We start from the raw sequence: 13,900 nt of genomic DNA, 5'->3' as shown, positions 1-13,900 counted from the left end.
CATCCTCATTCCTTGAACATAATTAGGAAGGTTTACTCATGTTTCCTAACGCCCTTCGTGCTCTGCTACTCTTTATCTTCGGCGCGCTGTTGGTTGGCTGTGCTCAGCCCTACCCTCAAGTTGAACCGGATTTTGAAGCCAATTGGCAAACTACTCAGCATCAAGCCGAAGTTTACTTAATTCCTACCGCTCCAGAAGCCTTTGCGCGTCGCGTTGAGCTGGTAAGAAACGCTCAGCAAAGCATCGATATGACTTACTTTTCTTGGGAGAGTGACACGCTTGGTTTGATGCTACTCAATGAACTCAAGCAAGCAGCAGATCGAGGCGTGCAAGTTCGACTCACTCTCGATGATTTATTGGTGTTTAACGAGAAATGGCTTGCTGATCTCAGCGCTCACGACAACATTCAAATCCGTTTATTCAATCCGTTTGATTCACGTAAGTCAGGTTGGATTGGTCGCGCCGTCAACTTCTCTACTCATCAACAACGTTTGGACAATCGTCTGCACGAGAAGTACTTCAACGTTGACCATCAATGGATGATTCTAGGTGGACGTAACATTGGCGACGACTATTTTGGTTACAGCCGCAAAGCCAACTTCTTTGATATGGATGTCTTGTTCAAAGGCAGCATTATTCGAGCGTTCGACCAGAACTACCAACAACTTTGGGACAGCAAGCATGTCACGCCAATAGAAAACATCGTTAACGTTACCCCAAACTATTCCGCGTTCACTAAAGCGCTTAATAAAGGTGAGAAAGACAAAAGCATCATTCTGGCGGAAGTTGAAAAACAGGTTAAACACCTGACCAGTCCCAACTTCATTGCTGCGCAAGTCACCCCCGTTTTCGACTCATTAAACAAGTTAGAAAACAACAAACCCTACTTTAGAAAACGTGCAGAACACCAAGTTTGGCAACAAATAACCTCTGCATCTAAAGCAGTGATATCAACGCCTTATGTGGTACCAAGTGATGGTGAATTTGCCTTTATTGATACCTTGATGGAGCAAAAAGCGGACATCACGTTAATGACGAACTCGTCTGCATCTAATGATTCTGGCTTTATTCCGGCTTATTACGAGGAGCATCGCCAAACCTTGTTGGGTAAGGGCGTTCATATACTTGAGTACAAAAACCAAGCAAAAAATGATGACCATTACTTCCATGCGGATACTTATTATCACAACAAGACGGTGATACTCGATGATCGGCTGACTTATATCGGCTCATCAAACTTCGACCCAAGATCGGATTTCCTCAATGTGGAATTTGGTGTGTTGGTCCAGAGCGAAGCCTTTGCAGAACATGTCATGCACTACTTAACTCGACAACAAGATGAACTGTTTTGGCGAGTATCTCGAGATGGACAAGGCCAAACTCAGTGGCAATCAATGCATGAGATCCATACTAAGAATCCAAACTATGGTGGATGGCATAAGGCGCCTAACTGGATATTCAAGAAACTGAATGGTGAGTTCGAACTCTAAACAATCAAGACTTAAAAAGGCTCTCTATCTGCAAGGATGAGAGCCTTTTTAATGCCCGCTAAAACTGCGTGCCTAGCGAAAAGTGAACGCGGAATTGGTCTCCTTGAGGAGCATCTAAACCATAAGCAAAGTCCACTTTGACGGGCACATATTTTGAATTCCATATCAAACTCAGCCCTGTACCGCTTTTCCAATCCACCCTATCGTTGAAGGCATCACCAACATCATAAAATGCCCCAAGCCACAATTGGCGGTAGACCTGATATTGATATTCCAGCCCAGCAGTAAACATGTAACGGGCACCCGTTAAATCGCCATTTTCATCTCTCGGAGAGATAGACTCATAACCATAACCACGAAGATTGCCATCACCTCCCGCAAAGAAACGTAATGATGATGGGATATCGCTCAAAGTGTCAGCGACATTAATACCGACATTAGAACGAAAGTGAAACTTGTGTTTTTCACTAATATCCCAAGACAGCACGCTCTTGCCCTCAATACGCAGCAAACGAGAATCGGAGAAAAAATTAGGGTCTGAGTATTCCAATGAGTAGACGTGACGGTGCTTTACTTCTAATTGATCGTTCTTGCGATCAAGCAGTGAAAATGTCACCCCCGGTAATAACAACTGTGATTCGTTATTCTCCGACGCTTGTCGATAACTTTCTTGCAAATAACGAACGTGCATGGTGCTTTGCCAATCACTGTCTAACTGCCAGTGTTTTTCAAACGATAAATCATTAGAAAAACTCGATGTGTCTCGATAGTCAACATGCTTAGATTCAAACTGAATCCCGTAGTAATCCGTTAGAACATTTTGGGTGGGAATTTTGTAACCAAGTAATAGCGATTGTTCCGGTTTGGAAGCGTACGCTTGTGCCTCAAAACTGTGTCCACGTGCGTTGTACCAAGGCTTGGTCCATTTCAGCGAAGCGCGCAATCCCAAGTCTGTCGAATACCCTCCACCGACCTGCACAATATTACGTGAATTCGGCTCTGCGAGCACTTCTATCGGCACCTTATGACCATCGGATATCTCCTCGAAATCCGCTTTCACAATCACACTGCGAAACCAATCAGTACTCGAGAGGTCGGCCTGATATTGACTCAATTTCAAAGTGTCAAAATCGTCGCCCCGCTCAAACGTTCTCATCGCTTCTATTCGTGCTGTTTCGATACCCGACGTAAGAACAGACAGCTCTCCAAATTGGTAACGAGAACCACTAGAGAAATGCAGATTCACATAGGCTTGATTTAAACTGGGAATGACTTCCAACGACGATTCAATAAAACGCCCATCTAAATAACCTTTTTGCTGAGCCAATGAAATCAAGTTTCGCTTTAACGTATCGTACTCAGAATGAAGCAACGGCTCACCTTGTTTAAGTTGAGCTTGATTAATTAGTTCGATGAAATCCTGATCATTACTGGCCTCCCCCGACACAGCAAGATTAGATTTTTTGACCAACATCACCTCCCCCGCGTCAACCTCAAGCGTGATGAGATCATTCTCTGATCTCTGAACATTGAGCTCGGAATGATAGTAGCCATAAGGGTTTAACGCATTATTAACCATCTGCGTTAGTCGATTTGAGGTAATGTTTGAAACAGAGAGTTTCGTTAGTGGTGTAAGGTGACTTTCAAGATTTTTCTCTAATATTGGTGTTAGCCCTTTGATTTTAAATTGCGCTCCGAGTGCATGATGTAAAGGCATAGAAGCTAAAACCGATATACCTATTATTTGTTTAATGAGAGGAGACACACCGCTACCTAGTTTAGCAATACACTCGACAAGGTTAATGATGGAATGGCATATCAGTTAATCGCGTTTGTAGGATTGCTCCCTACGAAATCCTCTCGAAAATTCACGTTTCACAAGTAGATACTTTGAACGATAAATTGGCTCAAGCTAGGAGGTGGCAAATCATGCGGTCTGAAATAGGTATACTGTTTGCCAAAAATACAAAACCCAACGCTGAATGGATCTCATCAAGCGTTGGGTTACATTGATAATGTGTTTTTTAATCTAAAAAGCGTCTGTTAGTAAAACTAGATCGAAGAACAGTTTCCTTTTTCTGCCATGTCGACTTTTAGTACTTCTGCTTTACCTTTGCTTTCGTCCACGAGTTCTAAGCCCGCACCACCAACAAATACACCCATTTTAATGTATTGATTAACGAAATAATTACGGCCCTCTTCCGTTAAGATAGTTAAGTGATTTTCAGAAAACTCAGACTCTGTACTTACTTGATGTTCTTTATTGCCTTCGACCTCATGGTAGAAGAATACACCAGGAGCGGTTTCACCAATACATTCCCCATCGACGTAAACATACTTTTTAAGCGCTGCTCCGACAAAAGCATCTTCTCGGTAAATGTAAATCCCTGCGTTCCCCTTTTGAGGTGCTTCAAATGATTTCATTTGATTTGATACTGTCGAATCAACAGTAGGAACAGAAGCACAACCTGACAAACCCAAAAGGAATGCGGAACACAGAATTACTTTATTTTTCATGTTATTAACCTAGCTACGATAAAATCGCGCCAACCATACTATAAATAAATACGTTCACTTATTGGTATTTTTTTAATTTGTGATTCAACCTATGCAATAGCACTCATTTAACGTATGGATTGAGCAAACATTAGCCATATAATAATCACGAGAATAAAATGCCCTGTATCTAACGATCACTAAATGCCACTTTACTCGCTAGACTGATAAGTAGAATACCTGAAACACCTTCAAGAGTTCTTGAATAACGCTGAGAGTGTGGACGACTAAATACCCAATTACCCACAGAGGCGTACAAAACGTTACATGTCGTCGCAAGTACGCTGAACAGCAAGCCAAGTACTAATAATTGCATTGATGTTGAGCTTGCAGACGTATCAATAAATTGAGGCAGAAACGAGAGAAAGAATAGCGCTACTTTTGGATTCAAGACGCTGACGATAACCCCCTGAACAAACACATTTTTATTATTACCAACATTTTTGTTTTCAACGATTTTATTTTCTCCACGCCACATGGACAGTAATGACTGAACACCTAAATAAACTAGGTAAGCGGCCCCTAACCATTTAACAACGCTAAAAGCCAAAGATGAACTCAGAATTATTGCTGACAAACCTAAACATGCCGCTAGTGTATGAAAAAAGTAACCAACACCAAGCCCCAGAGCCGCTTTCAGCCCAGCAGATAATTTACCTTTCATTGTATTGGAAACAATATAAATTACATCAGGTCCAGGAATCATGTTGATAGCGAGACAAGCGACAACAAATAATAATAGTGAGTTTGAATCCATTCTTTTCTCCAAATTAACGTCTTGCGGGATAACATTTCATCGAACTACAAGTAATGCAACGTCCAGGTTTCAATTGGTTATATTTAGTATTAACAACACGTTACTAATACTACAGCACTGCGCGAAGAGCACAATCATGAACAGTGATACGAATTAAATTATGGGCCTTTGTTAGCCCTTTGAATGATAATATTTAGCATCGTTTGGTTGTATGCTTTTTCTAGCCAGCAGCTCTTATGGAAGTTAACAAATCGGCTACTTAGTATACTTAATAGACCGTCAAATCAGATAGATTATCTATTCTTATTTCTTCAAGCCTTTTGTGCTTCATTTTCCTGCCTCACTAAGCAGCAACTTAATACTTGCTACACCAAAAAATAACGCGAACACGCCTTCAAAAACTGCTTTGGATCTGAGATAGGTTTGTCTGACCTTTTTATGCGCGAAAAGAAAAGCATAGCCAAAGAAAACCAAAGCACTAACCAGCCCCACAACAAAAATGACCGACAACAATTCCAACGGACTGGCCTTAGGAGGAACCCCTATCGAATAAAGCGCACCGAAAAACAGAATAGCCTTTGGGTTAGTTAAGTGAATTAACACTCCGGTTAAGTAGTTACCCTTCTTTGTCGTTACGTATGTTTTGGGTAACTTTAGCTGCTCGATGTTGCAGGCAGAATGTACAGACTTTAAAGCCAAATATAAAAGATAAAATGCCCCACAATATCTAAGAATTTCAAAAAGCCAAACATTGCTATAGAGTATGGTTGCGAGACCAAAAGCGGCTGAGGTTGACCAAAATAAAGACCCCGTTAAAACACCTGCAGCCAAATACCCACCAAAGCGCCGACCGTGGTTCATTGACGTGCCTGCTATCGCAAGAGTTGCAGGTCCGGGGCTAGCGATGGCAGCGATAGCTGATACGACAATCAGTGAATAATTTATCTCTTCCATTTTTACTCTAAGCCTCCAAATGGAGTTTTATCAACACTTATCGCAGAATAGTCTATTGAACGTACATCAGAAGCGTAATACTGATTAAAACACCAAGTATCACGAATCGAGTTGAGATTATTTGGTATTTTACTGCTCCAAAATAACATCAAATCCGCCATAAATGAGACGCTTTCCATCAAAGGGCATTGGGTTATTGTCTGGACTCATTCGAGGATCACCCATGATCCGCAGCCACCCTGAGTCTCGAACTTCTTTTGAAGGCCAGACTACCCACGAAAACACAACGGTTTCGTTGCTTTCAGCGTTAACTGCCATGGGAAATGATGTGATCTCACCATCTGGTACTTCACTCCCCCACGTCTCAACAACCTTTAAGGCCCCAAACTCCCTGAACATTTCTGCTGCTATTTTTGCGTGTGCGATATACTTTTCTTTATTCGCTGTCGGCACTGCAGCGACAAACCCATCAATGTATGACATAAGTAAACTCCTTTCATTGGAGTTATAACCATAGCTCAATAAAAAGAATGCACATGATGCCAAACCATAGAAGCAGGTACGTAATACAGCTTGAGAGCTACATTCCTAGCTTGGACTTTATATGCATATTTGAAAGGTATGTGTTTGGATCAAGCTTGGTTAGCATATTTATAATCTCCAAAACACTCGAATACTCAATACGTTCCTCTTCAGCATGCCCGATCCCACCTATTGTAAAGTGAGTAAAGCGGTAATCACGATAAACGTTTTGCAGCTGGCTAGAAATATCTTTGAGTAATCTTTTACTGAGGGCGAATGCAGGGTATTCACTACTTTCTGAAAGCTCTGCTGTAGAGCCAATAGATACAATATTGCATTTATCGTTAAGTGAACCTAAAGCGTTAAGCTCATTGACTAAATTAAGATACCCAATCGGACCAACATTCATAAACTCAATCAGTTCGTTTGTTGTCAATTCTGAAGACTCTCCCCACATCGACGCCAAATAAACTATGATGTCAAACTCTACACCTTTGAAGCACGTATAATCTGGTTTTTTACCGGGATCAACGTCAATACAAACAGAGGCGACTCCCCCCTCAACTAGCTTTGATCTAGAAATCGCATAAATTTCTGTACCCTGTAAGTTCGTAGCCAAGAACCTTCCTAGCCCTTTACTACCTCCAACGATTAAAATCTGCATAACCCTATTCCTTGATTAAGGTTGTCTTTCATATTGTCCGTCAAACTGTTCATTAGGCATCACTTTAACGTTTCTATTGCCCTACTTAGTTCTATCTTCAATTTCATCGAATGGTTCAACTGAAATACGCTCTGCAATTTCACTCATCTTCTTCATTTTTTCTGGGTTACTAGTTCCCCAAAACCGCTCCCAGTCTTCACGTGTTCGCCACTTGGCAATAGTTAAAACCTTTTCCGGTACATCGTAAGAACGAAGCATAAAACTACCAAGCGCCCCATCTACTGACTCATGAATTGAATCTGTCGTCGAACGCCATATATTTTGAAACTCATCCATTTTTTCACTTGGCACACGCCATTCATACACAACTCTAAACATAACACTTCCATTAAAATTTCTAGATTTAATACGGCAAAGTATCAGGAACACTAAGCCAGGTTAATAGATGAATAAAGCAACATAGTAGAGCGTAGAGCAATCTAAAAAACAAAGCGTAAACGCTCTAAATCACTCCGATTCGATTAGTCATGCACACATTCAAAGATTTCGTATTGACGTTTAACATTGGCAGTTACTTTTCCCCAATGTGAGGCTTGAACTCTTTCCTGATGTTGCTTAAAAGAGGCTTTGTCGACGAACTCCTCATAGACATCAAAACGAAAAGGATTAGTCGAGCTTTGAGTCACAAGAAAAGTAAGGCAGCCCGGCTCTTCTAACGTGAGCCTTTTGTGAGTTATTAACGCATGTTTTACTAATTCTAAATCCTTTTCCGGAACTAAAATAAAGCCTTTCAATGTTACTTTCGACATATCATCCTCTCGCCCCTGTAACCTTTCGTTAAGAAGTAGCCAACACGCCCTCAATCTCAACCATCATATCGCAAATGTGAATCTCACATGAATTAAAATGCCACGTGTTAGGAATCTATTTCTAATGCCCTATCGACTTACGAGCATAAGGTTATCTCTACCCTTTCTTTGCCTTTACCGATGTTCTTGCGTTTTAATTGAATTTGGCCGACTTCTGATGTGCGCTTTAAATGAGTGCCACCGCAAGGTACTTGCGCAAACCCATCCACTCTCCAATACCTTCTTTCGCTCTCTTGATCGGAAAAGTCACTAATAATAACTGAATCAGAGTTAATCAAATCTTGCACATCAGTTTCAATTTCTTTCAATAGCGGGCCAATACTTTCAGACCACTCGAAATCTATGCGACTCTTATTTTCAGAAATATGCGCGCCTATCTTAACAATGCCTTCCCGACGCAGATAAAACATCTCGAGCACCACTTCAGCCGCAAAGTGTAGCTTCATTAAGGCGTATCTACGCTTCCAATCAATATTCGTAGTTACAATGTCACCAAGAGTAAAATTTGGAGAGGATTCCAATGTGTAAATAAGTCGAACACCTAGCTTTTGAGCAATCAAAACCGGAATACCATTAATCGTTCCTTTATCACTCTCTTGGCCTCCAGACTCTGCAAAGAAGATAGTCTGGTCCAATTCAACCTTATTTCCGTCTACATTGGTCACTCTTGAGTTAAGTTCTGTTTGGTAGGGATTAACCCAAAATAATTTCTCGCTCATGCTGCTATCCTTGCAGTAAGTCCTATCCTTGATAGTACATTCAGTGACCACCAAGTCAATTCAAGAAACCTCACCGTCAAATGTAAGGCTGTGTATAGAGCACGAGCAGGCTAGACCTATTAGATGCGTTTAAGGCCGGATACTAAACGCTGTCTAGGGGTTTAGCTAACAACCCGTAAATTGCGGAATCTGAGACTACTCCATTCACTTCCCAACGCTGCCTTAGGAAACCTTCCTTTATAAAACCTAACCGTTCCAAGACTTTACCTGAAGAAGTATTGTCTGGATCTATCTCAGCCTCGATTCGACGTAGATTCAGTGTTTTGAATGCGTGTTCGATTAATGCAGTTCCCGCCTCTAATACCATGCCTTTACCCCAGAAATGACGACTAACGCCAAAGCCAATTTCTGCGCGCCTAGACTCTTTCACGTGATTAAACAGCATTATCTTACCCAGAAGTTGGCCATTGCTCTTTAGGAAGATGCCTAGTGTCACTTCTGTATTGCTATTCATGGCCTGTGTACTCTTGGCTATAAATGTCCGCGCTTCTTCAATTGAAAGCCAAGGGCCAGAGTTCCAATATTTCATGACCTCATGGTCTGAGAAGATGTCAAACAATTCGCTTGCATCATCTTCAACTAGCTCTCTTAGAATTAATCGTTCCGTTTCAATCTTTGTTACTAACATTTTGGAGCCAGCCTTTTGGTTTGTTATTGGTGACGAAAATACAATAAAAGTGTGAGACACGTAATACAAATGATTTCGTATGAGACTTTTAAACAAGCTCAACGCACGGTAAAAGCGCCACGTGTCACGATTCTATATTGAAGCAAATTTTAGACATTCAAGTGCGTCAACAAGTAACCGCTGAACGCATCAAAGCTTGGAGTGAGTTGATCATAAGTCCTAAACTCAGGCTCAAAATAGTCCATATACTTTATTATCGCTTAGTGACGATTTCCTTCAGTACTCTGGCTGGGTTGCCACCAACAACGACATTGTCTCTAAAACTCTTTGTAACGACTGCGCCAGAGGCTACCACCACGTTGTTCCCAAGTGTTACGCCAGGGTTGATTACGGCATGGCCACCTATCCAACAATTGTCACCAATGTTTATGGGCTTTGCTAGCTCTAAACCACTGTTCCTCTCGATAGGATCTAAGGGATGAGTCGCAGTATAAATTCCAACTTGAGGCCCAAGTAAACAGTTATCACCAAACTTAACTTCCGCAACATCCAAAATCACACAACCAAAATTAGCGTAAAAATTATCTCCAACGTGAATGTTGGATCCGTAGTCGCAATTGAAAGAAGATTCAACATGAATATCGTCACCTGTTGTGCCGAACAAGCGCTTAGTTATTTGAACTCGCTTTTGTTTATGCTCAACAGACGTGGCATTCAATTTTTCAGTTAGTAACCTAGCGCTCAACCTTAACTTTAATAACTCTTCATCACTTGGGTCATAAAGCTCACCTGCTAACATTTTCTCTTTTTCTGACATAAAACTTGGACTCCAATACCAATTTTCTTACAACGCTACATTAAGTATGTGAGTAACGCTACCTCCTAAGCGAGGCTGTTCCACCACGAAAACAAAGCCCGACTTGAACCCTAGTCCTCAGCGCTATCACAAACTAGTGCACTACCACCACCGTTCTCACTAACTTATCACCGAGACGTTGCCTCTTTTTACCAAGAATGAAAATTGAGTCAATAAAACCGAAGAATGGAGTAATAACATTTCGAAAGAGCGACTGAAAAATATTGCACTTTTTACCCGTTCTTGCACTTATAACTGCAATGCCCAAAAGTTTTTTACCCACACTTTGACCATTTGGTAAACAATCAGAAAAAAGGTAATACGATACAGTCGCAGTTACTGCTGTAGCGCGCACAAGCTCTTTTTCAATACCGATTTCTAAGCCGACCCATAAAACGAGAGTAAAAATGCTAAAACTGACAAAAAGATCAATCATTTGTCCAACACACCTAACTCCCGGACTAGCCAAAACGTAATTTTCTAGAGTAAATTTTTCTGCATTTTTCATTCTAAAATTTGGACTAACAATTGCTTATTGGTGAACTAACGCTATTGAGACAGTAACATCCCCACTAAACCTAATCCATACTTCCGCATAGTACGGTCGAACCTGATTTTTCTATCTTTTCAATATATTACCACGCTTGTTCTAAAGGCTAGATTGGTAATATTTCAACATCTCTTCTTGATTAAGCGCTTTACTTTCTAACTTTTGTTGATCTTTAAAGATTTGAGCTAATGAAGGGAGAATTGAGCGATTTACTTTATAGTCATCAGACCAAAGTTTCCCTCTCATCACCGCTTTCGCACAATGAAAGTACATACTCTCTATGACTATTTTGATAACAACCTTAGGATCTTTACTTCCATCGGGGCAAGCAGATATCAAGTTGGCGTCGGTGTGAATACTTGCGATTCCTTTAATACGGAGCACTTCATCAATACCATTTACCATCAATAACAACCCTACCTTGGGGTTACTAATGATATTTTTTAGACTATCGATACGATTGTTCCCCGAGCTATCAGGGAACAACAATGTTGATTCATCTAAAACTTTTACGAAGCCAGGCTCCCCTCCTTTAGGAGAAAGATCGATATACCCTTGTGAATCAGCGGTACTTAGAACTGCAAAATGGCAGTTATTAATTAATGTAATCGCATGAACATCCAGCACAGGCAGAGCTTTATTTTTAGCTCTCGCACTTGGCTCTGCGTAAATTTCTTTTAACTGCTCTATTGTTTTAATTTCACTCATTCAATGTTATTCCTTCACTATCGTATAATGCTTTGCTTGTAAGCAAGCAGTAACTCTGACTTCTTGTATAGGCACTAGACCTAACTCATCGTAAAAATACTACGAGTACAAGTTGTCTCTTTAATGCCTTGTTATCTGAAGATTTAAAGTTTTTCACTAAACTCCCCACACTGCTTACACTTATAACCATGCTTGTAAAAAAACAGTGGAAAACCCAGTAAAATAAAAACTAAGAAAGCTGGGCGTTTACCTTTTGTAAATGCAAATAGATCTTTACTACCACATTTAGGGCAAACGTCTTTTTCTTCATCAACGTCAACTTCATTTCCCAATGATTCTGAGAAATCGCTACTAAGTATTTGTTTCGCATCTTCTGCATCACTTTCGGCCACCATCAGACGGACGCCGCCTATTGCATTTGAATAAAGCCACTGAGTATTTACCGTGTGCTCGTCAGCGATGTAACTTTCTATTCCGACACTATCTAGGCTTGCTCTCGCAATATGAGCTTCATGAGGAAAAGAAAACCTTGCTACTACAATCACATATTGCTCCTTGTGGGAAAGCGCTCCCGTAAGGTATAAGAAACGCTAATTGGAAATGCTATGTGTAGTATTTCTTTTTGAACAACTTATTAGCCCACTACAGACTAGTACATATACCCTAACCAATCTATATGGCCAACAGCCCAAGTTTTGCCGCTGATAGGTTTAACATATAAGTCATCTAGTTGCTCTACAGCAACACCGTAATTTTTATGTTCATGAACGCGCAACCAAGAACTTAGAGAGTTAAGGCGCTGATAACCATTAGCCACATAAAAACGCTCCAAATCGGAGACTAAAATGATGAAGTCGACATCTTTAGTGGACGCATACTCGCTGAGTTGAGACAACATTGTTGTGCCAATACCTTGTCTTTGAACTTTGCTCTCGACACAAAAGTCACTCACACCTAATACTTTATAAATTTCATCACCAACGCGAACAACTCTGTAGTCTAATCCCATGTAACCAACTAACTGATCACCTTCGTAATTCAGAACTCTCATATGCGGGAGTTGCTTATAGTAAGAGCGAGTAACTTGGTGTTCAGGAAACGACTGGTTTCTAAGAGCTTCAATTGCATTATGCTGCGCTTTAGATAATTCGATTTCTGGGTAAATATCCATATTTGACCTTTGAGTATTAATGACCTTTTGGAGTTGAGCAACGCAATACAAAAGCCGCCGCATACCGATTTAATCACTGAGCTCAACGCCCAGTTAATGCCACGAGTTGAGAATCACTCTTAAACAGATTGTTAGGCATTTTATATCCTGTGCTGCTGCAAATACTTTATTCCATAATGCAGAGATGCCACGCCTTCTAAAGTAACTTTGTATTTACTAATAGATCCCATTAATTCATCAGTACCTAATACGATTTCAGAGTGATACCATCTTTGCTGTTCAATTTCTGACCATAGCTTCATTTCTGCAATTGTTGCTTGCGCTTTAATTCTTTTTTCTATTAGTTCAGATTTAGATAACTCAGTAAAACCAGCATAAAAGACTTGGGGCTTTCCTCCCCTAGCGAACTCCCTGCAAACAGCCATGGGAATAAGTTCTGAAATATCATTCTTTGTCAGACCAACTTCTTCCTCTAATTCAGAGTACATATGCTTTGTAAAGAAATTTTCAAAGCTAGTATCGGCAGAATCTGAGGGCCACTTTGCAACCCCGGACGAAGTGCAGTGAATACCACCAGGAAAGACTCCTACTTTCTTTACACGTTTAACCATATAGGGGACATATTCGTCTTCCTCTCTGTAATAAATGAGAGCTGCAATTCCAACTGTGTTAGCCATAGTTTTATCATTTAAATTAGGTAAGAGCCCTCCATAGATTCCACGCTGTAAGGACCTTAGTGAAATGCCATCATCATCCTGAGATGACCAATCTAATATTAAATTGGATTTACATTGGTCAAAGTATGATGCCTTCTGTAGTGAGAAGCTTATATTATCACCTGACTCTAAAACTTCATGAAGCCTGATCGCTCCTTCGTTATCTCTAACCCTTTGGGACTCTATAAGTTGACTGAACCCAAGGTCTGAGACTTTAGACCATTCTTGGTTTGGTGGTCGAAGCATGAACTTTCGATTGTTTATTTTAATTTCTATTTTCTTACCTTCAGGGTACATGCTTATTAGTTCACTGTAAGGTATAAAATGAGAAATCGGCGTTTCTTCCGAGTAAACACCTAACAGATAGCTAGTATCGTAATTTATGAAAGGATCTTTTTTGGGAGCAATTAATGACCCTTTAGCCCTTAATACAAGGTCAAGAAGTGTAAGGGATGCACCAGCAGCACCAACAATTATTTCTATAGCCATATGTCTTCCTTTTTGCCTAACGCCGAGTTAAGGTGTGAGTAGCGCAATACCGAAGATCCAGTATTACGCCTTAATCACTATACTCAACGCATAATGAAAATGCCACGCGTTACGAATCACTCTTAAGCAATTTGTTAGTACATGCGCTACTTCTATTTATGTGCTCCAAGATATTGAAAACTAGCATGATA

Annotated in this window: 17 protein-coding genes; 1 reads left to right on the top strand and 16 read right to left on the bottom strand. The window is 40.6% G+C overall.

What is annotated here, in order from left to right:
- The first annotated feature begins 38 nt into the window (after window positions 1–38).
- Window positions 39–1,490: a phospholipase D family protein gene (locus R7093_RS04685; RefSeq protein WP_047102721.1), complete on the top strand. Its 1,452-nt coding sequence runs from the start codon at window positions 39–41 to the stop codon at window positions 1,488–1,490.
- A 58-nt stretch (window positions 1,491–1,548) separates the two neighbouring features.
- Here the strand turns inward: R7093_RS04685 and R7093_RS04680 are convergent, their stop codons facing one another.
- The 16 genes from R7093_RS04680 to R7093_RS04605 form a co-directional block, all read right to left on the bottom strand.
- The gene (locus R7093_RS04680) at window positions 1,549–3,207 is read right to left on the bottom strand and encodes an autotransporter assembly complex family protein (RefSeq protein ID WP_318122101.1); all 1,659 of its coding nucleotides are present in this window, start codon (window positions 3,205–3,207) and stop codon (window positions 1,549–1,551) included.
- Between the two features lie 335 nt (window positions 3,208–3,542).
- Window positions 3,543–4,007: a DUF2846 domain-containing protein gene (locus R7093_RS04675; RefSeq protein WP_047102722.1), complete on the bottom strand. Its 465-nt coding sequence runs from the start codon at window positions 4,005–4,007 to the stop codon at window positions 3,543–3,545.
- 169 nt (window positions 4,008–4,176) lie between these two features.
- Complete coding sequence (locus R7093_RS04670) at window positions 4,177–4,803, bottom strand: LysE family translocator (protein ID WP_047102723.1); 627 nt, start codon at window positions 4,801–4,803, stop codon at window positions 4,177–4,179.
- Between the two features lie 327 nt (window positions 4,804–5,130).
- Window positions 5,131–5,757, bottom strand: a complete 627-nt coding sequence (locus R7093_RS04665) for a LysE family translocator (protein WP_042523838.1) — start codon at window positions 5,755–5,757, stop codon at window positions 5,131–5,133.
- Window positions 5,758–5,886: 129 nt separating this feature from the next.
- Window positions 5,887–6,240, bottom strand: coding sequence for a DUF1428 domain-containing protein (locus R7093_RS04660; protein ID WP_005387184.1), 354 nt, complete (start codon window positions 6,238–6,240; stop codon window positions 5,887–5,889).
- Window positions 6,241–6,337: 97 nt separating this feature from the next.
- Complete coding sequence (locus R7093_RS04655; RefSeq protein ID WP_047102724.1) at window positions 6,338–6,943, bottom strand: hypothetical protein; 606 nt, start codon at window positions 6,941–6,943, stop codon at window positions 6,338–6,340.
- Between the two features lie 81 nt (window positions 6,944–7,024).
- Window positions 7,025–7,321: an antibiotic biosynthesis monooxygenase family protein gene (locus tag R7093_RS04650; RefSeq protein ID WP_031781322.1), complete on the bottom strand. Its 297-nt coding sequence runs from the start codon at window positions 7,319–7,321 to the stop codon at window positions 7,025–7,027.
- A 143-nt stretch (window positions 7,322–7,464) separates the two neighbouring features.
- Window positions 7,465–7,752: a putative quinol monooxygenase gene (locus R7093_RS04645; RefSeq protein WP_005377083.1), complete on the bottom strand. Its 288-nt coding sequence runs from the start codon at window positions 7,750–7,752 to the stop codon at window positions 7,465–7,467.
- A 137-nt stretch (window positions 7,753–7,889) separates the two neighbouring features.
- On the bottom strand, window positions 7,890–8,531 hold the full coding sequence (locus tag R7093_RS04640) for an alanine--tRNA ligase-related protein (protein WP_047102725.1): 642 nt from the start codon (window positions 8,529–8,531) through the stop codon (window positions 7,890–7,892).
- A 142-nt stretch (window positions 8,532–8,673) separates the two neighbouring features.
- Window positions 8,674–9,219 carry a GNAT family N-acetyltransferase gene (locus R7093_RS04635; protein WP_047102726.1) on the bottom strand — a complete coding sequence of 182 codons (546 nt, stop codon included), beginning with the start codon at window positions 9,217–9,219 and terminating at the stop codon, window positions 8,674–8,676.
- A gap of 253 nt (window positions 9,220–9,472) precedes the next feature.
- The gene (locus R7093_RS04630) at window positions 9,473–10,036 is read right to left on the bottom strand and encodes a sugar O-acetyltransferase (RefSeq protein ID WP_047102727.1); all 564 of its coding nucleotides are present in this window, start codon (window positions 10,034–10,036) and stop codon (window positions 9,473–9,475) included.
- 133 nt (window positions 10,037–10,169) lie between these two features.
- Window positions 10,170–10,583, bottom strand: a complete 414-nt coding sequence (locus tag R7093_RS04625) for an RDD family protein (protein WP_031778951.1) — start codon at window positions 10,581–10,583, stop codon at window positions 10,170–10,172.
- Between the two features lie 141 nt (window positions 10,584–10,724).
- The gene (locus R7093_RS04620) at window positions 10,725–11,333 is read right to left on the bottom strand and encodes a pyridoxamine 5'-phosphate oxidase family protein (protein ID WP_047102728.1); all 609 of its coding nucleotides are present in this window, start codon (window positions 11,331–11,333) and stop codon (window positions 10,725–10,727) included.
- A gap of 143 nt (window positions 11,334–11,476) precedes the next feature.
- A complete protein-coding gene (locus R7093_RS04615) occupies window positions 11,477–11,878 on the bottom strand; it encodes a DUF2007 domain-containing protein (RefSeq protein WP_005377076.1) in 402 nt (133 codons plus the stop codon).
- A 104-nt stretch (window positions 11,879–11,982) separates the two neighbouring features.
- Window positions 11,983–12,504, bottom strand: a complete 522-nt coding sequence (locus R7093_RS04610; protein ID WP_005377075.1) for a GNAT family N-acetyltransferase — start codon at window positions 12,502–12,504, stop codon at window positions 11,983–11,985.
- 140 nt (window positions 12,505–12,644) lie between these two features.
- Window positions 12,645–13,709 carry a hypothetical protein gene (locus R7093_RS04605; protein WP_047102729.1) on the bottom strand — a complete coding sequence of 355 codons (1,065 nt, stop codon included), beginning with the start codon at window positions 13,707–13,709 and terminating at the stop codon, window positions 12,645–12,647.
- Window positions 13,710–13,900: the final 191 nt, after the last annotated feature.

This window comes from Vibrio sp. 1580, assembly GCF_033340055.1.
Note: the sequence above shows the minus strand (reverse complement) of the source record. Positions and strands in the feature narration are given on the sequence as shown.